General features: G+C 39.6%; 26 protein-coding genes, 1 tRNA gene and 2 pseudogenes. 17 read left to right on the top strand and 12 right to left on the bottom strand.

Going from position 1 to position 24,895, the window contains the following annotated elements; translation table 11 throughout:
- Positions 1-85: 85 nt before the first annotated feature.
- On the bottom strand, positions 86-805 hold the full coding sequence (locus KFO40_RS03540; protein WP_211146070.1) for a WGR domain-containing protein: 720 nt from the start codon (positions 803-805) through the stop codon (positions 86-88).
- Between the two features lie 307 nt (positions 806-1,112).
- On the opposite strand from KFO40_RS03540, the gene KFO40_RS03535 reads away from it, so the two are divergent.
- The 3 genes from KFO40_RS03535 (at position 1,113) to KFO40_RS03525 (ending at position 2,681) form a co-directional block, all read left to right on the top strand.
- Positions 1,113-1,169 (top strand) — tRNA-OTHER (locus tag KFO40_RS03535).
- A gap of 572 nt (positions 1,170-1,741) precedes the next feature.
- Positions 1,742-2,320: a hypothetical protein gene (locus KFO40_RS03530; protein WP_248005555.1), complete on the top strand. Its 579-nt coding sequence runs from the start codon at positions 1,742-1,744 to the stop codon at positions 2,318-2,320.
- Entirely contained in the window at positions 2,202-2,681 is a 480-nt protein-coding gene (locus KFO40_RS03525) for a hypothetical protein (RefSeq protein WP_410489897.1), read from the top strand. Before KFO40_RS03530 ends, KFO40_RS03525 begins: the two co-directional genes overlap by 119 nt.
- Here KFO40_RS03525 and KFO40_RS03520 read toward each other — a convergent pair.
- The 5 genes from KFO40_RS03520 to KFO40_RS03500 are packed head-to-tail and all read right to left on the bottom strand — an operon-like array spanning position 2,664 to position 5,180.
- Positions 2,664-3,152 (bottom strand): hypothetical protein, encoded by a 489-nt coding sequence (locus KFO40_RS03520; RefSeq protein ID WP_049703321.1) that lies wholly within the window; start codon positions 3,150-3,152, stop codon positions 2,664-2,666. The genes KFO40_RS03525 and KFO40_RS03520 overlap by 18 nt on opposite strands.
- Positions 3,153-3,190: 38 nt before the next feature.
- Positions 3,191-3,724 (bottom strand): signal peptidase I, encoded by a 534-nt coding sequence (lepB, locus tag KFO40_RS03515; protein WP_049703322.1) that lies wholly within the window; start codon positions 3,722-3,724, stop codon positions 3,191-3,193.
- A gap of 10 nt (positions 3,725-3,734) precedes the next feature.
- Positions 3,735-4,073 (bottom strand): hypothetical protein, encoded by a 339-nt coding sequence (locus KFO40_RS03510; protein ID WP_004313330.1) that lies wholly within the window; start codon positions 4,071-4,073, stop codon positions 3,735-3,737.
- A 19-nt stretch (positions 4,074-4,092) separates the two neighbouring features.
- The gene (locus tag KFO40_RS03505; protein WP_015532915.1) at positions 4,093-4,632 is read right to left on the bottom strand and encodes a hypothetical protein; all 540 of its coding nucleotides are present in this window, start codon (positions 4,630-4,632) and stop codon (positions 4,093-4,095) included.
- A gap of 35 nt (positions 4,633-4,667) precedes the next feature.
- On the bottom strand, positions 4,668-5,180 hold the full coding sequence (locus KFO40_RS03500) for a hypothetical protein (protein ID WP_049702483.1): 513 nt from the start codon (positions 5,178-5,180) through the stop codon (positions 4,668-4,670).
- 177 nt (positions 5,181-5,357) lie between these two features.
- Between KFO40_RS03500 and KFO40_RS03495 the strand changes: the two genes are divergently transcribed.
- Positions 5,358-5,579 (top strand): hypothetical protein, encoded by a 222-nt coding sequence (locus tag KFO40_RS03495; protein ID WP_008643522.1) that lies wholly within the window; start codon positions 5,358-5,360, stop codon positions 5,577-5,579.
- Between the two features lie 180 nt (positions 5,580-5,759).
- Here KFO40_RS03495 and KFO40_RS03490 read toward each other — a convergent pair whose 3' ends face one another.
- The 5 genes from KFO40_RS03490 to KFO40_RS03470 form a co-directional block, all read right to left on the bottom strand.
- Positions 5,760-6,191 (bottom strand): hypothetical protein, encoded by a 432-nt coding sequence (locus KFO40_RS03490; RefSeq protein ID WP_211146069.1) that lies wholly within the window; start codon positions 6,189-6,191, stop codon positions 5,760-5,762.
- Positions 6,192-6,250: 59 nt separating this feature from the next.
- Positions 6,251-7,147, bottom strand: coding sequence for a WD40 repeat domain-containing protein (locus KFO40_RS03485; RefSeq protein ID WP_211146068.1), 897 nt, complete (start codon positions 7,145-7,147; stop codon positions 6,251-6,253).
- Between the two features lie 77 nt (positions 7,148-7,224).
- The gene (locus tag KFO40_RS03480) at positions 7,225-7,731 is read right to left on the bottom strand and encodes a hypothetical protein (protein WP_120046604.1); all 507 of its coding nucleotides are present in this window, start codon (positions 7,729-7,731) and stop codon (positions 7,225-7,227) included.
- A gap of 89 nt (positions 7,732-7,820) precedes the next feature.
- The gene (locus tag KFO40_RS03475) at positions 7,821-8,123 is read right to left on the bottom strand and encodes a hypothetical protein (protein WP_211146067.1); all 303 of its coding nucleotides are present in this window, start codon (positions 8,121-8,123) and stop codon (positions 7,821-7,823) included.
- 126 nt (positions 8,124-8,249) lie between these two features.
- Complete coding sequence (locus tag KFO40_RS03470; protein ID WP_008643510.1) at positions 8,250-8,759, bottom strand: CPCC family cysteine-rich protein; 510 nt, start codon at positions 8,757-8,759, stop codon at positions 8,250-8,252.
- A gap of 435 nt (positions 8,760-9,194) precedes the next feature.
- Here KFO40_RS03470 and KFO40_RS03465 point away from each other — a divergent pair.
- The 12 genes and pseudogenes from KFO40_RS03465 to KFO40_RS03415 all read left to right on the top strand — a co-directional run.
- Positions 9,195-9,428: pseudogene (locus tag KFO40_RS03465) on the top strand (hypothetical protein); the annotation flags it as partial.
- Positions 9,429-9,798: 370 nt separating this feature from the next.
- The gene (locus KFO40_RS03460) at positions 9,799-12,045 is read left to right on the top strand and encodes a hypothetical protein (RefSeq protein WP_151922915.1); all 2,247 of its coding nucleotides are present in this window, start codon (positions 9,799-9,801) and stop codon (positions 12,043-12,045) included.
- A gap of 269 nt (positions 12,046-12,314) precedes the next feature.
- Positions 12,315-12,932 carry a DsbA family protein gene (locus KFO40_RS03455; RefSeq protein ID WP_004313318.1) on the top strand — a complete coding sequence of 206 codons (618 nt, stop codon included), beginning with the start codon at positions 12,315-12,317 and terminating at the stop codon, positions 12,930-12,932.
- 77 nt (positions 12,933-13,009) lie between these two features.
- Positions 13,010-14,221, top strand: a pseudogene (locus KFO40_RS03450) (AAA family ATPase); the annotation flags it as partial.
- 173 nt (positions 14,222-14,394) lie between these two features.
- Positions 14,395-14,709 carry a hypothetical protein gene (locus KFO40_RS25865; RefSeq protein ID WP_032842109.1) on the top strand — a complete coding sequence of 105 codons (315 nt, stop codon included), beginning with the start codon at positions 14,395-14,397 and terminating at the stop codon, positions 14,707-14,709.
- An 87-nt stretch (positions 14,710-14,796) separates the two neighbouring features.
- A complete protein-coding gene (locus KFO40_RS03445) occupies positions 14,797-16,956 on the top strand; it encodes a TonB-dependent receptor (protein ID WP_211146066.1) in 2,160 nt (719 codons plus the stop codon).
- Positions 16,953-17,444: a DUF4625 domain-containing protein gene (locus tag KFO40_RS03440; RefSeq protein WP_004313310.1), complete on the top strand. Its 492-nt coding sequence runs from the start codon at positions 16,953-16,955 to the stop codon at positions 17,442-17,444. Before KFO40_RS03445 ends, KFO40_RS03440 begins: the two co-directional genes overlap by 4 nt.
- A gap of 153 nt (positions 17,445-17,597) precedes the next feature.
- Complete coding sequence (nrfH, locus tag KFO40_RS03435) at positions 17,598-18,197, top strand: cytochrome c nitrite reductase small subunit (RefSeq protein ID WP_008019659.1); 600 nt, start codon at positions 17,598-17,600, stop codon at positions 18,195-18,197.
- 39 nt (positions 18,198-18,236) lie between these two features.
- The gene (nrfA, locus tag KFO40_RS03430; RefSeq protein WP_008025542.1) at positions 18,237-19,718 is read left to right on the top strand and encodes an ammonia-forming cytochrome c nitrite reductase; all 1,482 of its coding nucleotides are present in this window, start codon (positions 18,237-18,239) and stop codon (positions 19,716-19,718) included.
- A 23-nt stretch (positions 19,719-19,741) separates the two neighbouring features.
- A complete protein-coding gene (locus KFO40_RS03425; RefSeq protein ID WP_211146065.1) occupies positions 19,742-20,986 on the top strand; it encodes a cytochrome c biogenesis protein ResB in 1,245 nt (414 codons plus the stop codon).
- Positions 20,983-21,774, top strand: coding sequence for a cytochrome c biogenesis protein (locus tag KFO40_RS03420; RefSeq protein ID WP_118219407.1), 792 nt, complete (start codon positions 20,983-20,985; stop codon positions 21,772-21,774). The genes KFO40_RS03425 and KFO40_RS03420 overlap by 4 nt, the downstream gene beginning before the upstream one ends.
- Before the next feature lie 29 nt (positions 21,775-21,803).
- A complete protein-coding gene (locus tag KFO40_RS03415) occupies positions 21,804-23,084 on the top strand; it encodes an alginate export family protein (RefSeq protein ID WP_049702493.1) in 1,281 nt (426 codons plus the stop codon).
- A 178-nt stretch (positions 23,085-23,262) separates the two neighbouring features.
- On the opposite strand, the gene KFO40_RS03410 is transcribed toward KFO40_RS03415, so the two are convergent.
- Positions 23,263-23,952 carry a Crp/Fnr family transcriptional regulator gene (locus tag KFO40_RS03410; RefSeq protein ID WP_009039863.1) on the bottom strand — a complete coding sequence of 230 codons (690 nt, stop codon included), beginning with the start codon at positions 23,950-23,952 and terminating at the stop codon, positions 23,263-23,265.
- Between the two features lie 246 nt (positions 23,953-24,198).
- On the opposite strand from KFO40_RS03410, the gene KFO40_RS03405 reads away from it, so the two are divergent.
- Positions 24,199-24,738 (top strand): flavodoxin family protein, encoded by a 540-nt coding sequence (locus KFO40_RS03405; protein WP_004317688.1) that lies wholly within the window; start codon positions 24,199-24,201, stop codon positions 24,736-24,738.
- The last annotated feature ends 157 nt before the right edge of the window (positions 24,739-24,895 follow it).

Genomic DNA, 24,895 nt, shown 5'->3' with positions numbered 1-24,895 from the left:
GCTAATGCGTTAATAACCACACCTCATAGTGTAGTTCCTAATCTCTATTATTCTCATATATTTACTACCTATTAGTTTCATATTATCAGTCCTTATCAATAGGAAATGAAAGTAAGTCATCAATCATTCTGCTTTGAATCTCGGTCACCCCATTTCCCCAAAGTAAAGCTAATCTTTTGATAGCTTTAACTCCCTGTTCTTGTAATTTGGGTGAGAGACGCCCAGTGATTTTTATTTGTCCAAAGGCAGTAGCGTAAGTCACCATGTCGCTTTGTGTCATATCCATTTCTTTCTTTGAAGCTAGTTTTTTAACCACTTCGGGGTCAAGACTTTCAACAGGAATATATTCCATGCCCCAGTCGTGTTCTATCAGATACTTGGGAAAATCAAGAAAGTTGAGTTTGGGATTTTTTCTGATCGTTTCTTCAAGAGAATCTAACGTATCACTTACCTCATCGCTACCAAAAGGTGCTTCTTCGTCTACGCAATCATAATAGAGTTCTTCCGTGAAGTGTTCGGTAAATCGGGGATGAGAAGTTTTGGGGTGCAAACCATATTCTTCGGAATCAATATAAAATCTGTGCATGAAGTCGAAGTTGGCGTCTTCTACATATCCTTTTTTCTTTTTCGAGTGAATAAGTTTCTCTGCTTGTTTCAGGCATTCTTCTTCTGTATCGAAGTCTTTGATTTCAAATTTACCGATACTGTCGAACTTACCATAATTTACAGCAAAATCACAGCCACTATAATCAATCCACCAAAATTTATGAGATTTCTCATCTTTATAAATAAATGCTCTTTTCATAATATTGTGTGTTTATTGTTGGGAGAGAGTAATGTCTCTACTATACACAAAAGTAGGAAAACTGTTGAGTTATCACCTATATGTCTTCGTATTTCTTCTGTATTTTTACAAAATAAGTCTTGTTTATTCATTTTTTACTGTTTTTTCGAGAAAACAGCAAAAAAGTTTGAGTTACGCAAAAAGGTTGCGCACCACTACGCCTATCTTTGTCGAAGAAATAAGAAAACAGGTCAAGTACGGGTTACTTCAACACACTCTTTAAGGTAGAACATTACCAGTACGATTATCTGTTTTCCTGTTTCGTAAAGAGGCAGTAGCTCAGTGGGTAGAGACGGTCGTCGGTTCGACTCCGGCCTGCTCCCCAAAAAACAAATATAGAGGTAGGACAGTAGCTTCGGGATTATCTGAAATGAGGTCAACCGGGGCTTACTTCTTAACGGTGGCTATCGCTGGTTCGAATCCGGCCTGTTCTACCTCTTTTTATCAGCTTAAGGTCAAGGAAGACTTACTTCAACACTGCAGGAATGCTCCATTGATTCACAGTCTTCCGATTACCTTACTTAAAACACAATGTATGAAAAAAGATTAGTTGAAAGTACCTATCAGGCTAATTGTTGATCTCTATTGAAACGATACAGGTATCTCCGGATGCTTGCTTTGCAGATTGAAGTGCTGTTTGTTATTGTTATCAATATCGTATATCCGCGTGTTTATTATCTTTTCTTGATTTAAATTTGCCTTTCTCCTGTCATATCCGTAACTTTGTAAACTAAAGAATCCGATATGAATCAGGAGTTATTAGTAACAAAGCCGATACAATTCTATTCTTCGTAGATGCGCTTTCGGTGGTAAGAATTAAGATAGCCGGGAAACGAATTGTCAGGCTATTGAGAAAGAATATACGATTAAGAATACAAACTAAAAATAGTGGCATAAATGATAACTTCCTGTATAGCAATAATATTCGGTTTTCGCTTTTTCGGCAGAGGATTGCATGAAATCTCCGGGGAAGAAATGGCGATTATTGCATTTTTCATGTTGTTTCTGTTTGTTCCGTGCCTGTGGCTTGTCAGGTATTTAAAAGATGACGAAATAGATTCAAACAGACAGGATAAGCTGGTGGAGATACATATTGCCCTGACCATCGTTCTGACTGTTGCGGGTGGTGTCTTTTCCCGGATGTCCGTACTTGTCAATAAGTGGATAGACGAACAACCGTTCATTGTTGCAGCTTACATAGCGTTGGCACTTAGTGTTTTTGGTGTCGTTATCGGCAAAGCTATTGATTTTTTGGGTATATTATTTGAAGAAAAGAATATTCTAAAACAGTATGATAGAGTACATGAATATTCCGGTTTTGGTTTGTGTCTCCCTGTTAGGGGTGGGGGCTTTTGTTATGATAGTAGGCTCGCTATTGAAAAAGCAGTGGGCTACGGATGGGAAAAAGACTTCGTTATCCATTTACCTTTTATATCTTCTCGCAATGTCAGGTTCCGGCTGGACATGGTACAATAGCATACATAAAGCCCGTGCGTTGGCAGAAGGCAATCGATACACTTTAGCCACTTATGAAAAAGTGTCGGGTGTCATTAAAGGGGGACATAAGGTACGCCAGTTCGGTTTTTATGTGGATGGAGTGAAATATAATACTACAACGACATATCCCAAATTTTTGGGTGTCAGCAATCCTTTGCGTATTATAGTGAGGTATGCCGTCAGCAACCCTGAATACAATAAGGCTTTGGGGGACGAGTTTGTCCCCACATGGGTACTGTCCCCACCGGAAAGAGGTTGGAAACAATACCCGCCTGCTATTCATTGGGAAGGTGCTGTGCTGGATTCTGTTTATATGCAATCATTACAGGGTAATAATTAAACCGATGACGGTAAGTGCCGTATATACGCAGTTGATATAAAATGCAGCCATCAACAGCCAGGGGATATATTCCGACTTTTTGAATAAAGATGCAGGCTGGATGATTAGCAAAGTAAGAAAAAGAACAATGCTAAAACCGACCTGACTCATCAGCAACCATTGCGGATATTCCGTAATGACAGCCGCAGACCATGCTTGGAGCAAGGGAGTTATATTTTGCAGAAATACGTGAGCCGCAAAATATCCTAGAGAAGAAATGGCTTCTTTCCTCTGCCGTAGGAGCACATTGATAGTATAAACGCCTATTCCGGCTTGTCCCAGCAGTATGGATAACTGAAAAAAGTCGAAAATCCAATAGATGGGATTGCTGGTAGTGCCATCGTTGGCAAAATAATCATAGAAACAGAGTGAGGACACGCAACTTGCTGCGACCAATCCTGCACAGATAAATGAAATGATTCTTATATTCATTGTATTCAGCATAATAAATCGGAACTAAAGCCCTGTACTTACTTTCTTTTTACACCTTTCCCGATAATTGAATCCGCAGCTACGCATCCTTGCGAACGGCTGTCAATCGAGCCGCCCCTGTAATCCCCCGCAACGAAGTAGCTGCCCGCCGGGACGACAACCGCAGTCGTGGTAGCCGTTGCCGAATCTATGGGTACAACGCTTTTACAGATGTTCACCTTCATGCCATTGGGCAGACTTTCGCAATACTCTTCACATTCATCTTCTTCATAGAAAAGTTTCCGTATGAATACCCATTCACACTTTTTGCCGTTCACGATACATTGCTGATCCTGAAAGCGGACAGTATCGCCCGGTAGTCCGACAATTCGTTTAAATGCCCTTTCCTGAAAGCCGGGAATGTATGAATGATATGCGATTACGTCCCCATAAGTCAGAGAATCCACCGGAATAAGATTTACTATTTCACCCACTTGATAGTTCGGGTACATTCCGGCACTGGTCAATTCAACTTTTGGGTTACATGCCGCCAATATCAATAGCATGACAAGCAAATACAATAACTTTTTCATAAGATTGATTTCATTCATCCAGAAAATCATCATTACTTAGATAATACTCAATAGCCTTTATACAATCTTTGTATAATGTTTTGGGATTCAATTTATATTGAAAGCTCAATATATCCTTAAATGTTTCAACATCGACCAACGAACTCATGCCCAAATCGTATGCTTGTTTGGGGACTTCACCATCTTCTGTTTCCACATATCCATCCTCTTCTTCCGATTCAATGACTAAATATTTGCCATTCTCCAAGTTCTCTGTTTCAATAACACTTTTTGAGCAATAGATATAAGCGTCACATGGTATTGCTTTATAAGCATTGATTAAATCTCCGATAGTTCCAAATTCTTTCATATATACTAATATTAATACATTATTTTTTTTCTTTCAGATACTTTTCCAATGCAATATACACTTCTTTCCGATAACTGACAAAAATAGTTTTATCTGTTTGGGACGAATTTTTCTTTTTCCCGTCATAGTGCGGAATATTGGATAAAAACAGGCTATACGAGAAAATCATGTTCTCCTCTATTTTACGGGAAGGTTTGAATGACTTGGCAGGTATGTAAGAATAAATACCCTCTTTACAACGGTAGGGCTTATACATTTGCACAACTCCCCACGAGTTTATCTCATCCACCTGGATGCTTCTTTTCCCGAACAGGCTTCGTGCTTCTATTCTATCTTCGCAAAGCAAAATCTTACTGGGTAGTGCCCAACAGATTAACAGGATAGACAAAGATATGGGCAACAGGAAAATAAAGAGGACTTTATTCTCACTTAAATTGGCTACACATAAAAAGTAGATCATAAATGCACAGAATATACTACATATGACAACTCCTGCCCAAACAAACTTATTTGTAGGGTAAATCCAGAATATCTTTTTCCCGGAATCCTTATCTCTCATTTTATCATTATTCTTTTATATTCTCCTTATACCCTCTAAGGCACTATATCGTAAATGGTCTGATCGTTATTCTTGAAAATGGTTTGTTCAATCAATTTTCCAACATGAACGATGCTGTCAATATCCGCATTGACTTTCAGGCTTAGAACCGGAGCAAATTTCACATGATCGTAATCTATGGGCGTGTTGTTATAGGTCGTTTCGATAATTGGGTAATTATGCTCTTTGGCAAACTGCTTCAATGTATCCAGATAGGGAAGTTGGTCTTTGCTCATGGCTTCAAAATCAATGTAGAACTTTCCGTTATCTAGCATGAAATAGATACAATTCACACCATTGGCACAGATACCCGTAAAATCATATTCCGTTCGTCCTGCCTGTACGTTTTTCAGCACGCCCGACAACTTATCCATTGTAATCTGTGCGGCTACCGGAATATAAGGATTTATACTCTCACTCTGCGTAGCTCGCTTGTTTCCATATCCACATCCCAGTAAACTCAGAATAGAGGCAAGTATTCCCATCGTTATTATTTTAAAGTGTTTCATATTCAAATTACTTTTATGATTTCATCTATTTCATTGAAATAGACTGCAAATATACGTTATGTGCTTCAATCCTATACTCTGATTTTTATCATATATATTCTGATAACGTCTGGTGGCTAATCGACCATCAGGGCGATTCATCCGCTTGTTTTCTGTATTATTTTATTTCTAAACAATATGTATGACGCCAATAAACAAAGTAAAAATGGTATTGTAGTATCATACAAGCACATTGTTCCAGAAAATAAAATCATCAAAATAGGAATAAGAAAAAATGATAGGAAACTATACAGTATGCTGTTTCTAACTCTTGCAAAGCAGTTCAAGAACAAAGTGATTGCTCCGGTAGATAATGCCAAAATTCCCAAAATTGACCAAGCCAATGCCATACCTCTATAAGAAACATCCATATCTGGTACAGGTTTTATATTTTGAGTCCTTAGCCAAAGAATACCCGTGGTACACAATAGACTAATACATAATATTCCAAACCATATTTTCAATAAGAGTTTGATTATATAGTATTTCTGTTTCATTTTTCGTTTATTTATTATCAAGTTAATGTCCGGTGGCAGCATTTTAATTCAAGCTATCTTTCATCATTATTCGTAGTTGTTTTTGTGTAGGTAATGTTTTCCATCCTTTATCTGGTGCTTTTAGAGTAAACCAAGATGGTACGCTGTCTAATATAAGATGTCGGTCGGGGGCTTTGGCTAAGAATGTTACAAAGTAACGGGTTCCGGTTGGAGTGTTTTTACTCTCGGCAAATGATATAAAAAAACTTCCTTCATATAAAGTCTTATTATATATAAATTCATATTTTGCACTTTGCCCTCTATAAGCAGAACCGTATTTGACAAGAGTTACGATAGAATATATGCCATCTTTTCTTACATTGTTATTTCTAATTGTTGAGACAGCATACAATAGAATGAATACTACAATAGGGATTATAAATTTTAAAATCTTGGTTTGCTTAATCATATTTATTGCTATTCTATATACTTTCATTTTTTTACTCTGTTGGTAATGTTATGCGGCTTGCCGCCGTTAGGTGGCACAGGTGCTTGTTAGCTGCACTTTTCCAATTTATAAATAAGCCCTTTTATTGTACTTGCAATTAATATTTCTTTATCATCAGGAGAGAAGGAAATATTACCATAGCCGATATTCGATAATTCAGCCAATATTTCCATATTAGGGAACGTACAAAGTTTTAGATTATTATCTTGATATAAGGCAATCATCTTGTTGTTATGCGAAAGTTGTATATCCAAACAGCCTTGTTGGTGTTTAATCGGCAGTTCTATATTCAAGGGCAAAATGCGAAAAGCAAGATTGCCCTCTTCTGTAAAGTATAACACTTGCTCTAAATGTTCACTATACAGAAAATTTGCATCGTCCAAATCATAGAATGTTTGTTCAAATGTTCTGTTGTCCATATCAAACCAAAGATAGAAGTACCTATTCTTTTCACTTGTCCCTTCGTTCGGTTTGCGAAACCCATCAATGAAGTATAATTGGCGTGAAGGGATATAACGTATTTGGTTATACACTTCTCTCATATCTTCACGAAATCTTGTTTCCTTTCCGTTTTCAATATCATAAACCGATATATAGCCGTATGGAAAATCATACCCCAAATTAATGATATACTTATTATCATGTGAAATACAAGCGTCACCATCACCATTTGAACTGCCTACTTTCGGTTTGAGTTTGCAACGGATTGACATAGTTGCCAAATCATACACAACAAGTTTACGATCATTATCTTTTGCCAAGAGCAAGTTGCTGTCATTTGAAAAGAAAACAGAAGCATTGCCTACTTCTTTGAATTGTGCTAAATGCTTATATGTTTCATTTTCAAAGATGTTTATCTGACTACTGTTAACTTGTGCAATCAAATGTTTATCGTTCGACATCTTTAGAAAATATGACTTCTTAAAAGTTTGTATCAGTTCCATATTCATTATTTTTTTAATTGGCAGCTAATGTTTGACAGCGTTCCGCTTATTCAGTCGGTTTGCTGTTTGTTATCGGTCTATTTCATTACACCTAAAATTTTTTCAAGTACTTCTTCCGGCTTATACCGCAAACTGTCAAATACAGTTTTTTGATATAGCATTTCACGAATAAGCGAAGGTTCTGATAATTCCATGTTTTTTTCCAATAACGGAACATAATAATCGTGTGACAGAACCCACCAAAGTTCATCTTCAGGAAAAGCCTTAACTTTATATTCGACATAATTCTTAGAATGTATTCTTTGTATGATTTCAAGAAGTTCGTCACACGATAATGGAATATGGAGTAATGGTGGAGTCCCTATTGAAAGCCTAAGAGCAACCATACAAATAGAGTCATCTTCCATATATTCAGAAAGAATATCTTTAGTAATAACTTTGTGAGTTAATTCAGAAATTTTCTTTATTATATTCAAACATTTATTGTCCTTTTCACTATCATACCCACGTAGTAACCTCGATATTTGCGGACATATTTTTTCTATTTGAATAATTTTAGGTTCTATTTCTTCTCGTAGTTTCATAAACTTTTTCTTTTTATTGTTTGACCGATAATGGCTTGCAGCTTGCCGCCGTTAGGCGGAACAGGTGCTTGTTAGCAATGTTTTTTGTTTCACCACGGTCTTTGATTTGGAATAGACTCCACTTCACCAGTATATATATGGACATAGTAGAAGACGCCCTCCCAGTTATATGCCTCTATCTTTTTCTCATCATAAAGTATTATGTTCATAAAGGGGGAGTCGACGTTTGGTCTCACTTCTTCTATCTGCCAAAGAATCTCTCCATCAATATTTTCGCCTGTGATGTTCCTGTTGTACCTTTGTTTAACAGGTGGCGTGTATAGCTTGATGATAATATCTCCGCATGCGATCTCTTTTCGCACCTCTAAATCTTTTATGTTTATATCTTCCATTTTATTATTGATTTATTGCTAATGTCTATCGGCTAACTAACTTTTCGGAAGTTAAGCCGTTTGTTAGCATTTATTTTTACTTTATCATGATGTTTTTATTGTTGATTTTGATATATTGTTTCCCAATTAAATACTCCCTAATTCATACTGTATATATTTAAGATTATTAGGCTCTAACTTTTGATTATTTAAAAACGCTTGTCGATACTCTTTTAATGTAGAACGATTAGGGGCACTATATTGATCTTCTCCAGTATTTGTATTTTCCCACATACAAACAGGGCAAATATCAAATATTTCCATTTTTCTATATACTTTATAGTTACAACATGGACAACAATATCCTAATAATGACACCGGCTTATCAATTAACTCAATATGAATATTATATAAAGCAAAGAAAATCTCTTCAATGTATTCATTAGTAACTAAATCATTATATGAAAATCGATCAAGTATATACTTATTATTACTATATTTTTGAATCTCTTTAAAATCCAAACTGTTGCTTTTGTCATATACTTTTATTTTGGAATTATAATCAGATATTATATCTGCCTTTTCTTCATTTGATAAATGGAGAAGATGGTGGTATTTTATTAACCTAATAGCTTCTTTTCTTTTTAATTGGATCATTTTCTCAGTTTATTTTCAATGCTAACGTTATGCTAACAGCGGTCATTTAATGTTTCGCTGTTGTTTTTTCTAAGTATTTAATTAAATCTCTTCTTCTAAAATATCGTCCAACAGGCTTTTAATTTTGCTTTTGTAAGTGTTTGCTATATGGACGTACATCGCTGTTGTTTTTATATTCTTTATTTCATCAGTCATATTATCTATATTATATGACTACCTATAAGTTGTCTCCTTGTCTATCCAATTACAATATTTGATAAATTTACACTATATGCTATAATTTCTTATTCTGACTTTTAATGTTTTGTTTATCAGTAAATTATATTCATATTGTTTTGCTGTATATAATTATGCCTCTAAAGATACGGTTTTGTCTAATTATTCACAAAGGAATCTGTTAGTTTTTTCCTTTATCCTATACAATTTCATCCTTTGGCAGCCAATAACTTGCTTTACACTTATGAAAGCCAGTTCGGTGTAGTAGAGACAATGGCGCGTATCGAACAAACATTGAAAAATATGGGAATCCCAGTATTTGCGAAATTCGACCACGGCAAGAATGCTCAAGATGTGATGGCGACAGAATATGGGCTTGATAAAGAATCGGTGATTGGAAAGATGCAGAAGTTGCTGGAAAAGATTGTTATTCAATCGGCCAGCGTTTATTAACAAGAAATATAAAACAAGATACTTTATATTTTAAATCATATAGAGAGTGTCCCCTTTTCCGAAAAAAAAGTTTGAGTTACGCAAAAAGATTGCGCATCACTGCATCTATCTTTGTCGAAGAAACAAGAAAACAGGTCAAGTACGGGTTACTTCAACACACTTTTTTAGGTAGAACATACCAGTACGATTATCCGTTTTTCCAGTTTCGCAAAGGGGCAGTAGCTCAGTGGGTAGTTACGGTCGTCGGTTCGACTCCGGCCTGTTCTACCTCTTTTTTATAAACTAAGGTCAAGGAAGACTTACTTCAAAACCGCAGGAATGCACCATTTATTCACACTCTTCCGATTACCTTACTTAAAAAACACAACGTATGAAAAAAGATTTGTTGAAAGTATCTATCAGGCAACATGCAATTTATTTGCCAGCGATAGAAGGAACTGAAAAGCGCGAAGCATTGACTTCGACTACTGTAACATTGGTTGCTCAACTTCGAAAAGTGGGATATAGCTTATCCGAAGAGTTGCTGCATGCTGTCAATCAGTTGTATCCGGCACAACAGGTGGAGATTCTCCAGGTGATGAAAGAAGTATTGGGTGTGTCACTCAACTGGGCTCCATTGGTGAAAGGCTGGGATACACCTACCGGAGAAACACGTTTGGATCATTGGATTACATGGCTTGCTAATATGTTCAATAGTAAGAAAGGTGTGAAACTATCTTGCGGACACGTGATTCCGGATAATACATTCCCCTTGGAACGATACAACGGTTGTCCGTTCTGCGGAACTCCGTTTGAAACGGCATCTACAGAATATTTCGGACAAGCCAGTAAACTGAAAATGTTGGAACTTTGGCAGGAAAAAGAGCTGAATGTTTTCTTTGGTGACTTGCTGGAATCACGTACGGCCCTTGATGCAACACAAGCGGACAGCTTGAAAATCTTGTTGGCTGAACTTCCGTTGCCGGCAGTCGGAATCAAGATGAAAGAAACTCTAATGCTGGTGATCGACACACTGGTAGAGCAGGATAGGGCACAGGAAGCGCAGATTTATTTCTCTGCTCCGAATGATATATTGCGTTATTTGTGGTATAAGAAAACCGGATTCTTGCAAATCATAGAGCCAAAGACCCTCATTCGTAAAGCGGGTAGAAACAATGCACATCTGTGCAATGCTTTGGATAAAAGCCGTTCGGCTGCCCAGGCAAAGCGGGAAGAATTAAAACTGAAATATACCCGTCGCGAGTGTAAAATGGTGGCTCTTTGGTTGAACAATTTGGCGATGACACCGGAGAAGTCTTGTGAAATGATGCATTCGAAAAGGGAAATGTGGGTACGTATGATACGTGCATTGCGTTTGGCGGAATATGCTCGTAAACCGGGATTCGAAAATTTGAAAGAGTTGATGGACGTATTCTACTGTCAGGCATATACAGTTTGGCAGGGAGAAGTGGAACGTAGCCGTTTGAAAGCAGATGCGGCACAGACATTCGCTTTGTTGAAGCAACGTCCGGGTATGTTTGCACGTTCCTTGTTTGCCAATATGCTTTGGTTCGGTCCGGAAGAGACGTTGGCGGCATTTAAAGAAGTCGTTCATTTGTTGCCGGCTCGTTTGGTGGTCACTTTGGGTATGTATGCGGAGAGTTACTTTGAGCAAGGACATAAGAGAATGGTGAAACCTTTAGGTGGTAATGCGCTTTTGATAGAGCCTCACTATTTGGTGAGTCTTTATATGGAAGACCAGCTTAAAGAAATGGTGAAAGAGGTACAGGATTTGTGTAAAGAGGTTGTTGCTACCCGCTTTGCCAATGCGGGTGCCGGAAGTGGAAGCGCAAGTATGTATATTGATCCTATGTTGTTTCATATTCCATTGTCTATCGGTGATCGTAGCGAAGCGGTTCAGGATACTTCCTGTGCCTTGCAGGGTACACGTTTCCCGGTGGAAGGAGATAAGGTTCGATTGTTTATGCAATGGGGAAAGGGACTTCCGGCACAGCATTTGGATATGGACTTGAGTTGTCATATCACTTTGCCTTCAACGACAGAAGTGTGTTCCTACTTCAATCTGAAAGCTATTGGTGCTAAACATAGCGGAGATATCCGAAGCATCCCCGACAAGAAAGGTACTGCCGAGTATATCGAATTGGATTTGAATGAGTTGGATCGTGTAGGTGCGCAATATGTTGCTTTCACCTGCAATGCGTATAGTAATGGGGCTATCTCTCCTAATCTGGTGGTAGGTTGGATGAACTCCGCTTACCCGATGAAAATATCGGAGAGAAACGGAGTGGCTTATGACCCTTCTTGTGTTCAGCATCAGGTGCGAGTTTCTCAAAGCGTGCAGAAAGGACTTGTTTTCGGAGTCCTGAAAGTGAAGGAACGGGAAGTGGTATGGTTGGAAATTCCTTTCGGCGGACAGACGGTTCTTTCTTTGGATACACAGACTATTGAAAAGTATCTGGATAAACTGGAAGCCAAAACCACTGTGGGCGAACTGTTGGCAATCAAAGCACAAGCACAGGGTTTGAAGTTGGCTGATACACCGGAAGCCGATGAAGTATATACCCGTGAATGGGCATTGAATACGGCTGCTGTGACTAAGTTGCTGTTAGGTGATTAATTTCTAGCGGTTAACTGAATCTTTTCTTCCTAATATTTATAAGTTGTATTGCGATAAAGTATATCTTTGTATGCAATAAACTAATCGTCTGACTATAGTTGCTTTTTCGTCTAACTATAGTCAGACGAAAGAATAACTATAGTCAGATGCAAATTATACTATAGTCAGACGAATAAATATATGCTAGTCAAGAACTAATGATTGGTATAAGAGAGATTAAATATCAGGCAAGAAAATGATAAATGATAATCAATAAAATATAGCTGCTTATGAGTGCGTATTATGATTTGTATGAGACACCGGACGTTCAGAATACCGGCGAGAAGCAACCCCTTCATGCGCGGATAGTTCCGAGCGGGACTTATTCCCAAAAAGAGTTTATAGAACGTGTGTCACGTTATCAACATTTTCCCCAGAATATGGTTGACGGGGTGTTGGGGGCTGTAATAGATGAACTTGGTAGTCTCTTGGCGCGTGGCTATATTGTGGAGCTTGGAGAGCTGGGACATCTTAGTGTCTCTTTGAAATGCACTCAAAAGGTAATGACTAAAAAAGAAATCCGTTCCGAATCTATCTGTTTTGACAATGTACACCTGCGTACTTCCAAAAATTTTAAATTGAAGGTAAGACGGGAAATGAGACTTGAACGTGTTCCCAAATCGGGACGTACTGTCAGTAAAACGGAGATACCTATTGAACAACGTCTTCAAATGTTACAGGAGTTTTTGAAGAAGAATGGAGGAATCACCCGCATAGAATACAGCAGACTGACAGGAGTAGCCCGGCTGAAAGCTGTTGATGATTTGAATACTTTTATTCAGGAGGGAAAACTGCGTAAGAGAGGGGCGGGAAGGAATGTGTTTTATGTATGGAAACAGGAAGAATAATATTATAATAAGTAATTGTCCTTCTTTTTGCTAACAATTTTGTACCTTTGTTTGTATATAGAGAAAATAGTAAGATTATGGCAAGAATAACTATTCCTTATGCAGTAGCGGATTTCATAGATTTGCGTGAACGTGGTTTTTATTATGTTGATAAGACTGATTATATTCCTAAATTAGAGGATTATAATGCTCCTGTATTTCTCCGTCCCCGTCGTTTTGGAAAAAGTTTGTTGGTTTCTACATTAGCTTGCTATTATGACCGTACAAAAGCGCATCGGTTTGAAGAACTGTTTGGGGGAACCTGGATAGGTAACCATCCGACAAAAGAGCATAACAGTTATATGATTATTCGCTACGATTTTTCGAAAATGGTAATGGCGGATACTATTGAAGGATTGGCTCAAAACTTTAATGATTTGAACTGTGGCCCGGTAGATGTGATGGTAGAGCATAACAGAGATTTGTTCGGTGATTTTCAGTTTACTACTCGGGGAGACGCTTCCAAAATGTTGGAAGAAGTTCTTAATTATGCCCGTTCTCATGAATTTCCAAAAGTTTATCTATTGATTGATGAATATGATAACTTCACTAATCAGTTGCTTACAGCATACAACGATCCGCTTTATGAGGAAGTGACGACGAATGACAGTTTTTTGCGTACTTTCTTTAAAGTGATAAAAGCCGGAATAGGTGAGGGGAGTATCCGTACCTGTTTCTGTACAGGTGTATTACCTGTTACGATGGATGATTTGACCAGTGGATATAATATAGCAGAGATATTGACTCTTGAACCTAATTTTCTGAATATGCTCGGGTTTACATACGAAGAGACAGAAACATATCTGCGTTATGTACTTGATAAATACTCCACAGGACAAGAACGTTTTGATGAAATCTGGCAGCTAATTGTAAGTAACTATGATGGTTATCGTTTCCGTCCCAATGGTGACCGGTTGTTCAATGCTACTATCTTGACTTATTTCTTCAAGAAGTTTGCGGCCAATGCCGGTAGTATTCCCGACGAACTGGTGGATGAAAATCTACGTACCGATATTAATTGGATTCGTCGGCTTACCCTTTCACTGGATAACGCGAAAGCGATGTTGGATGCATTGATTATTGATGATGAGTTGCCTTATAATTTCTCTGACCTCTCAAAGAAGCTTGATAAACAGAGAGTTTTTGATATAAGATTTTATCCTATTATTTTATTCTTTTATGGAGTGATAACTTTAAAAGATAAATATTATATGGCTTTTCCTGATAAAATAATGCGTAATATTCTATTGGCATAGTTGTGTATATCTCCATTTTGGCATTGAAAGAGATTAAAATCGAATAGGGTGTGTTATTGATTCTTTTTGATCGTTCACGATAACACATATTAAGCCTGATAATTTGCACCTTCTCTTTCATACATCTATATTTGTCCTCGCTATTCTATATTATCAATAGAGGGAGAATGTATCAAAAGAGAAACATAAAGGTATATATAGCGTGGGTGTTGTTGATGACATTCATTCCCTTCTTTGTGGTGAAAACCTTTCACTATCATGGAAGTGAAGATGAGACATCATGTTCCCATGCAAAACATTCCCATAATCCTTCTGATGATTGTGCGATATGTAAATACTCCCTTTCTCTTTTTACGGAACCTCAACCGGTAGAATTTCATTGTACATTGACGCTCGTCCCATACGAGCCGGTTATTTATCAGGATAAGGTTGTTTGCAAACGAACTTATTCGCATCATTTACGCGGACCTCCCGTTGCTTGATTACATAATCATATTTTCAAAGGAGATAGATTGACCTTCAATCTGTCCTCCTATTCATTTTGCACATTATATAAAAGATTGTAATTGATGCGTATCGGAATTATTTCGGGCGTAATAGGGGTATTTATAACCTTATCCGTCCATGCACAGAAATCCGATTCAATCAAGAGTATGCTTTTGCCTGATGTTGTGGTGACCGAAACGTACCAGCAGCGTCAAGTGAAAAAGTCTGCCCTTACGGTTGATATAGCAGATCAGGATTTTCTGCGCAAACATTTTACAGGAAACTTCATGCAAGCGATGGAGAACATTCCCGGAGTGCAGGCAATGGATATCGGTTCGGGATTTTCCAAACCGATGATTCGCGGAATGGGATTCAACCGGATTGCTGTATTGGAAAACGGAATCAAGCAGGAAGGACAACAATGGGGAGCCGATCACGGTTTAGAATTGGATGCCTTCAATATAGGAGCGGTCAATGTTTTGAAAGGCCCTTCCTCATTGCTTTATGGTAGTGATGCGATGGGAGGAGTGATAGATGTCGTTCCACCGGCCGTGCCTATGGATAATCGGGTGTTTGGAGATGTCACACTGCTTGGTAAATCAGTCAATGGAACCGTCGGAGGATCACTGATGCTGGGAATCAAAAAAAATGCCTGGTACTCTCACATTCGTTATTCGGAACAGCACTTCGGCGACTATCATATTCCTACGGATTCTATTGTCTACCTGACACAGAGAATCCCCATCTATGGGCGTAAACTGAAGAATACAGCAGGCATTGAACGCAATATCGGACTCTTTACCCAATATCAGCGAAGGGCATATAGAGCGAATTTCTCCGTGAGTAATGTCTATCAAAAGACAGGTTTCTTCCCCGGAGCGCATGGTATACCCGATGCGTCCCGTGTGGAAGATGATGGAGACAGCCGTAATATCGAATTGCCTTATAGCAAAGTGAATCACCTGAAAGTGACCACCCATCAGCAATATGCATGGGAGAAACTGATCTTGTCAGGTGATTTGGGTTTCCAGAACAATCATCGTGAAGAGTGGAGTGCTTTCCATACTCACTATGGCTCGCAACCCGCACAGGAGAAAGACCCCGACAAAGAACTCGCATTTAATCTGAACACCTTCAGTGCTTCAGTGAAAGCTCGTTTTATCGGATCTTCTTCATGGGAACATACATTGGGGTGGGATGGACAGCATCAACGGAATGACATTGCCGGCTATTCGTTTTTATTACCTGAATATCACCGTTCCACTACCGGAATGCTCTGGCTTACAACGTACAGACCTAACAATGTGCTCTCCGTCAGCGGAGGAGCTCGGTATGACTACGGATACATAAATATTTCTTCGCATGAAGATATTTACCTTGCCGATTATCTTCAAAAACAGGGATATACCCAGGAACAGATAGACCTTTATAAGTGGAACAGTCACCAGGTGAAAAAACACTATGGTGATTATTCTCTTTCCCTAGGATTGGTATGGACTCCCTCCGACAAGCATCTGGTAAAGGTGAATATCGGGCGTAGTTTCCGCCTGCCCGGTGCGAATGAGTTGGCTGCCAACGGAGTACATCACGGCACTTTCCGCCATGAACAGGGAGATGCCAATTTAAAATCGGAACAGGGCTGGCAACTGGACGCTTCTTATCATCTGAAGTACCGGAGAATTTCTTTCTCCGTCTCTCCATTTGTCAGTTGGTTCAGCAATTACATCTTTCTGCGTCCTACCGGAGAGTGGTCTGTATTGCCTCATGCCGGACAAATCTATCGCTATACCGGAGCGGAAGCACTGTTCGCAGGAACTGAAGCTACCGTAGATGTTGATTTTCTGCGTAACTTCAATTATCGGATTTCCGCTGAATACGTTTACACCTATAATTGTGATGAACATATTCCATTGAGTTTCTCGCCGCCACCTGTTATGCGCAATACATTAACCTGGCAAAAGAACCGGTATATGTTGTATGCAGAATGGCAGAGCATTGCTCGGCAAAATAGAGTGGACCGTAACGAAGACCGTACAGCCGGAGCAAATCTCTTCCATTTGGGCGGATCTTTAAACATTCCGATAGGTGGAAATAATGAAATTGAAATTACCCTGACCGCCCGGAATATATTCAATACCCGATATTACAATCATCTTAGTTTTTACAGGAAAGTTGAGATTCCCGAACCGGGACGTAACTTCCAGATATTAATCAAAGTTCCATTTAAAAAATTACTGAAATGAAAAATAAATTTTATCTCCCAATGGTTAGCCTTTTGGCAACAGTTACTTTCATGTTTTCCTCTTGTGATAATGATGACTCCAGCGATACGATCAAACCTTTGATTGAACTTCATGAACCGGAAGAAGGTCAGGCATTGGAGATCGGAAACGAACATGGAGTTCATTTTGAAATGGATTTGTCGGATGATGTTATGCTGAAATCCTATAAGATCGAAATTCATAGCAATTTCGACCATCATTCACACGGCGGTAATAGTAGGGCTGTGCAGGAAACAGTAGATTTTAGTTTTAACAGATCGTATGATGTGTCAGGACAGAAAACAGCACATATTCATCATCACGATATTGTAATACCAGCCAATGCGACTGCAGGGGATTATCATTTGATGGTTTATTGCACAGATGCCGCAGGCAACGAATCTTATATCGCGCGCAATATTAAATTGAGCAATGAGGTGGAAGATGAAGACCACCATCATAATGAATAGACAACTATATAAAGGAACTGGAATATCTGTTGGCTACAGGACGATAGATAGGCTGTTTTTTGTATAAAGAGTATTTTTTCTTTCGAAAGGTGTAATAGATATTACACCTTTTTTGTTTCCAATCCTTTACTTTTGTGAAAAATTCTATTTCGTATGATGAAGTTTCCAATAATAAATCGATTCTTTCCTTCTTTTAAATGGAAAGTAGCGGCTGTCATCATTGGCGGTGTTATTGTGGGTGGAGGGGCATTGTTTATGTACATGCTCCGGGCGCATACCTATCTTGGAGATGACCCAGCTGCCTGTGTGAACTGTCACATTATGACTCCTTACTATGCAACTTGGTTTCATAGCTCACATGCCCGGAATGCCACCTGCAATGATTGTCATGTGCCGCATGAAAATGCTGTGAAAAAATGGACCTTTAAAGGGATGGACGGAATGAAACACGTAGCTGCATTTCTTACCAAAAGCGAGCCGCAGGTGATTCAGGCTCATGAAGCCAGTTCCGAAGTGATAATGAATAATTGTATTCGCTGTCATACGCAACTCAATACGGAATTTGTGAAGACGGGGAAGATTGATTATATGATGTCACAAGTAGGAGAGGGGAAGGCTTGCTGGGATTGCCATCGTGATGTTCCTCATGGTGGAAAAAACTCTCTGTCCGGCACTCCGGGAGCTATTGTTCCTCTTCCGGAATCGCCCGTTCCCGAATGGCTCCGGAAGATGGTGAATCAGAAAGATAAATAGGAAATGAAATACGTAATAAAATAATAAAACCGATATACAATGGAAAAGAAATTAAAATCATGGCAAGGATGGCTGTTGTTCGGAGGTTCAATGGTCGTTGTATTTGTTTTGGGATTATGCGTTTCTGCGTTGATGGAACGGAGGGCGGAAGTTGCCAGCATTTTCAACAACCGTAAAAACGTCATCAAGGGGATTGAAGCGCGAAATGAACTATTCAAGGATGATTTCCCCCGTGAATATCAAACTTGGACGGAAACTGCAAAGACTGACTTTGAAAGCGAATTTAATGGGAATATAGCTGTGGATGCCTTGGAAAAACGTCCTGAAATGGTGATTCTATGGGCGGGATACGCTTTCTCTAAAGATTATTCTACTCCACGGGGGCACATGCATGCTATTGAGGATATTACGGCATCGTTACGTACCGGTGCACCTGTGAACCCGACGGATGGTCCGCAACCGTCTACTTGCTGGACTTGTAAAAGTCCGGATGTTCCCCGTATGATGGAAGCATTGGGTGTCGATTCTTTCTATAATAATAAATGGGGAGCTATGGGGGCCGAAATCGTAAATCCGATTGGCTGCTCTGATTGCCACGACCCGGAAACAATGAATCTTCATATCAGCCGTCCGGCTTTGATTGAAGCTTTCCAACGCCAAGGTAAAGACATCACCAAAGCTACTCCGCAAGAAATGCGTTCATTGGTATGTGCGCAATGTCACGTTGAATATTTCTTCAAAGGTGATGGCAAATACCTGACTTTCCCATGGGATAAAGGTTTCACGGTAGAAGATATGGAGGCTTATTATGATGAGGCCGGGTTCTATGATTATATCCACAAATTGAGTCGTACTCCGATTTTGAAAGCACAGCATCCTGATTATGAGATTGCTCAAATGGGTATTCATGGGCAAAGAGGTGTTTCTTGTGCCGATTGTCACATGCCGTATAAGAGTGAAGGTGGTGTGAAATTCAGCGATCACCATATTCAGAGCCCATTGGCTATGATTGATCGTACCTGTCAGGTTTGCCATCGCGAGAGCGAAGAGACTTTGCGCAATAACGTTTACGAACGCCAACGCAAAGCGAACGAAATTCGTAACCGCTTGGAACAGGAATTGGCGAAAGCGCATATCGAAGCTAAATTTGCTTGGGATAATGGAGCGACAGAAGCTCAAATGAAAGATGTTCTCGCATTGATTCGTCAGGCACAATGGCGTTGGGATTTCGGAGTGGCTTCACACGGCGGCTCTTTCCATGCACCGCAGGAAATTCAGAGAATCCTTTCTCACGGACTCGATCGTGCTATGCAAGCCCGTCTTGCCGTATCCAAAGTATTGGCGAAGAACGGATACACTGGTGATGTTCCGATGCCGGACATCTCGACGAAGGCAAAGGCACAGGAATATATCGGCTTGGATATGGACGCTGAAAGAGCTGCGAAAGAGAAATTCTTGAAAACAACGGTTCCCGCCTGGTTGGAGAAAGCGAAAGAAAATGGACGTTTGGCGCAGATATAAAACAAATATAAGCATAGATATATATGTGGAGCAAACCGTGGAGTTATAAAGAAGGGTTGGCGATTGGCGCAGGATTACTGATAATAGGCATATTGCTGCAAATGACAGTGGGTGCTATTAACTGGGATTTGTTTGCCTGTCCGGTCAACGTGATTGTGCTGCTGGTTTATATCGTTGCCTTGATAGCCATGCACCTTCTTCGTAAACGTGTGTATTTATTCAGTTGGTTAAGCCATTATTCCGCTGCCGTCTCCGCTTTGTTGTGGGTGGTCGGCATGACAGTAGTTATGGGACTTATCCGGCAAGCTCCTTCCGGTCATGCTCCAAATGCTTCAACGGATTTGCTGGGATTCTCACAGATGATTGCATCCTGGCCTTTCGTTCTGCTTTACTTTTGGATGGTCACTGCATTGGGACTGACGATACTTCGTGCCAGCTTTCCTTTTAAGTGGAGACGACTTTCGTTCCTTCTCAATCATATCGGATTATTCGTCGCGTTGATAGCGGCCACTTTAGGAAACGCCGATATGCAACGGTTGAAAATGACAACCCGCATGGGCAATGCCGAATGGCGGGCTACTGACGATAAAGGTCAACTGATTGAACTTCCATTGGCTATCGAACTGAAGGATTTTACTATCGACGAATATCCTCCAAAACTGATGCTGATTGACAACGAAACCGGGCGTACGCTTCCCGAAAAATCTCCTGAACATGTATTGCTGGAAGAGGGAGTGATAAAGGGAACATTACAAGACTGGCAATTGACAATCGAACAATCTATCCCGATGGCAGCTTCTGTGGCTACTGAAGATACCTTGAAGTTTACAGAATTTCATTCGATGGGAGCAACTTATGCTGTTTATCTGAAAGCAGTCAATCAGAAGAATCAAACAACCAAAGAAGGCTGGGTAAGCTGTGGCAGTTTTCTTTTTCCTTATAAGGCAATCCGGCTGGATTCTTTGACCAGTCTTGTGATGCCGGAACGGGAACCGCAGCGATTTGCGTCGGAAGTGAAAATCTATACACAAGAAGGAACGATAACGGAAGGCACCATTGAAGTGAACCGTCCGATGGAGATAGAAGGATGGAAAATCTATCAACTTAGCTACGATGAGACAAAAGGACGATGGAGTGATGTCAGTGTCTTCGAACTGGTTCGCGATCCGTGGCTACCGTTCGTTTACGCAGGAATTATAATGATGATGGCAGGAGCTGTCTGCTTGTTCGTCAGTGCACAAAAGAGAAAAGAGGAGGACAAAGCATGAATTGGGAGTACTTTATATTATTTGCAATAGCTGCACTGGTTTGTTGGGCTTTAGGAGCTTTTGCTGCCTGGAAAGGAACAAAACCGGGATGGGCTTATGGATTTACTTTCTTAGGGTTGGCTATTTTTTTCAGCTTCATTATCGGAATGTGGATTTCATTGGAACGTCCTCCGATGCGAACTATGGGAGAGACCCGGCTGTGGTATTCTTTCTTCCTTCCGTTGGCGGGATTGATAACCTACGTACGTTGGAAGTATAAATGGATTCTTAGTTTCAGTTGCATCCTTTCGTTCGTCTTTATCTGTATCAATATCTTCAAACCGGAGATTCACAATAAAACGTTGATGCCTGCTTTGCAAAGTCCGTGGTTTGCTCCTCATGTCATTGTGTATATGTTTGCTTACGCTATGTTGGGAGCGGCGACGGTGATGGCTGTTTATCTGCTTTGGTTCAAGAAGAAAAAGATTGAACGGAAAGAAATGGATTTGTGCGATAACCTCACTTATGTAGGTCTGGCATTTATGACATTAGGTATGCTTACAGGAGCTATCTGGGCGAAAGAAGCTTGGGGACACTACTGGGCTTGGGACCCGAAAGAAACATGGGCGGCAGCGACTTGGTTTGCTTATCTGGCATATATTCATTTCAGATTGGGAAAGCCATTAAAGGCACGTCCGGCATTGGTTATTTTATTGGTCTCTTTTGTCTTATTACAAATGTGTTGGTATGGAATCAATTATCTTCCGTCCGCACAAGGAGTCAGTGTACATACGTATAATTTAAATTGAAATATCAAATCATTTAAACTGCACTATCAATGAAAACATTTTATTGGTCATTCTTGCTTATGCTATTGCCAAGCATGGCATACACACAAAACACGGAGAAAGAGAATGAATTTACGATGTCTATGCAAATCAGACCTCGTGCAGAGTATCGGAACGGTGCCTTGACTCCACGGGATGAAGGGGTGGCTCCTACGTCCTTCATCAATAACCGCGCGCGTTTGTCGATGGATTATAAACGTTCGGATCTGGAACTGAAGATGTCGGCACAGCATGTAGGTGTCTGGGGACAGGACCCGCAGATTGAAAAGAACGGGCGTTTTATGCTGAATGAGGCTTGGGCAAAGATGAACTTTGGCGAAGGATTCTTTGCCCAACTGGGACGTCAGTCGTTGATTTATGATGATGAACGTATTTTGGGAGGATTGGACTGGAATGTAGCGGGTCGTTACCACGATGCGTTGAAGCTGGGGTATGCCAACAAAAATAATGAAGTGCATTTGATTCTTGCTTTTAATCAGAATAATGACAATAGAACAAGCGGAGGCACTTACTATGATTCTTCTACGGGACAGCCTTATAAGAATATGCAAACCGTTTGGTATCACTATAAGGCGGACAATGTTCCGTTCGGGGCTTCTTTATTGTTTATGAACTTGGGATTGGAAACGGGCGATAAAGCTACGGATGATTCTCACACCCGTTACTTACAAACAATGGGAACCTACCTCACTTATAAGAACAGTAACTGGAATCTGGATGGTGCTTTCTACTATCAGATGGGTAAGAATAAAACTGCTGATAAAGTTTCAGCTTTGATGGGAAGCATACAGGCTGCTTATACGTTTGACCATACATGGGGAGCTGTGGCTAGCTTTGATTATCTAAGTGGTGATAAGGGAAATGGCGGTAAGTACAAAGCTTTCGATCCTCTTTATGGAACTCATCATAAATTCTATGGAGCAATGGATTATTTTTATGCTTCTACCTTTGCGAACGGTTATGCCCCTGGATTGATGGATGCCCGTATCGGAGGCCGTTTCCGTGCTTCTGACAAAGTGGATATGGAACTTAATTATCACTACTTTAGCACAGCCGTAAAGGTTCAGGACTTGAAGAAATATTTAGGTTCGGAAGTCGATTATCAGATAAACTGGTCGATCATGAAAGATGTGAAACTCTCTGCCGGATATTCTTTTATGCGTGGCACGAAGACGATGGACGCTGTGAAAACCGGCAATCATAAAAGCTGGCAGGATTGGGGTTGGCTATCGTTGAATATTAATCCGAAGATATTGTTTGTGAAGTGGTAAATCCAAGGGAATAGATAGAATTTAAATAAAGAGAGAGTTTTTGAAAGTTTTTGAATTTATAAAATCATCCTTACTACAGTATATCTGAAGTGAGGATGATTTTTTGTTTTAACCACTTCTTGATAGCTACACTCTTATTGTTACGTCTGTTGTTACGGATATTTTTCTAAATACGTCGTTACAGGTACTTCTCCAAAGTTGTTTTATCTAAAATCTCGATTCGTTTTCCTTCCATGATGACGAGTCTTTCTTTCATCATCTTATTGATTTCTTTAGATAGAGCAGGGCGTGACACATTTAAATATTCGGCGAGCTGGGATTGGGTGTGCATGATATCTACTACTAATGAGTCTTTTTTCTTATGTTCGTATAGATAGACAATGAACCTTTCCCGTACGGTTTTGCGTGAAAGAGGTTTCAGGCGGGATACAGTACAGATGTTACAATTACCTGCGATACAAAGAAAATTATGAAGAACTTGTGGGTCCTGACTAATTACTTTGAAGGTTGAATCTTTGGTTGCCATAAGTATCACACTGTCCTCAAGAGCAGTGAAAGTAGCCGGCAAAGTATTGTTCGAATTAAAAAGATGAGGAGTGGCGAAGGTACGTGGAGCGATAATGTATTCAATCATCACCTCATTACCTAATCCGTCAATAATATCTGTACGTAGTTTTCCTTCCAAAAGTACAAATAACTTGTTGCAGGGTGTTCCTTGTGTAACGACTATCTCTTTTTTATTAGCCGCATAGATTACAAAATCCAGCTTTTCCAATAAGGACTCTTTGATGTTTAAAGGTAAATCCCTGAATAAGGGGATTTGAAACAGCTTTTCTTTATGTGAGTCGGTCAGTTGTATTTTTTTCATTGTATCATGTTGTCTGTATCACGGGCAAAGATATAAATTATATATTAGTGAAAGAAACTTTCAGAACTATTTGTAGAATAACTATATACAAGAAAGTTGTTAAAACGAATGCAAAATATAGAATCTGTAATTATGGTATCTTTCTCTGTAATTTATCTACATGCAGGATACCTTTATTTGTCTATTTTTGCAACATGAATCATTGATAAAAAGAATTCTGAAAATAAAAAGTAATAAAAGAAAGTTATGGCTAAAAAAGTTTTGATAATTTCGTCCAGTCCACGTAAAGGTGGTAATTCGGATTTGCTTTGTGATGAATTTATGAAAGGTGCTATCGAGGCGGGCAATGAAGTAGAGAAGATTTTTCTGAAAGACAAAACGGTTCATCCTTGTACGGGATGCAGTGTTTGCAGTATGTACGGTAAACCCTGTCCACAGAAAGATGATGCAGCGGAAATCGTGGAGAAGATGATTGCTGCCGATGTGATTGTAATGGCAACCCCGGTTTATTTCTATACTATGTCCGGGCAGATGAAGATTATGATTGACCGCTGTTGCGCACGTTATACGGAAATAACTAATAAGGAATTTTATTTCATTATTGCGGCAGCAGAAAACGATAAAGCAATGATGGAGCGTACTATCGACGGCTTCCGTGGCTTCCTCGATTGCTTGGAAGGACCACAGGAAAAAGGGACGGTCTATGGAATCGGTGCATGGAAAGTAGGAGAGATTAAAGATACTCCCTACATGCAGGAAGCATATAATATGGGAAAGATGGTGTAACTGTTTGTTTTCCATATTAAAGATATTCATAAAGAATATGATAAATGGATTTGTTCGAATATTTGAGATATAGTTTTGAACTTAACTTTTAAAACCTGACGGGAAATCTGGAAAAGACGGTTATGTTTTCCAGATTTTCCCCTTTTTACGATTACTT

Origin of the sequence: Bacteroides sp. 1001302B_160321_D4 (assembly GCF_015667765.1) — a bacterium.
GTDB classification, from domain to species: Bacteria; Bacteroidota; Bacteroidia; order Bacteroidales; family Bacteroidaceae; genus Bacteroides; species Bacteroides xylanisolvens.
The sequence above is the reverse complement of the archived record's forward strand: the minus strand, read 5'-3'. Positions and strand labels throughout refer to the sequence as shown.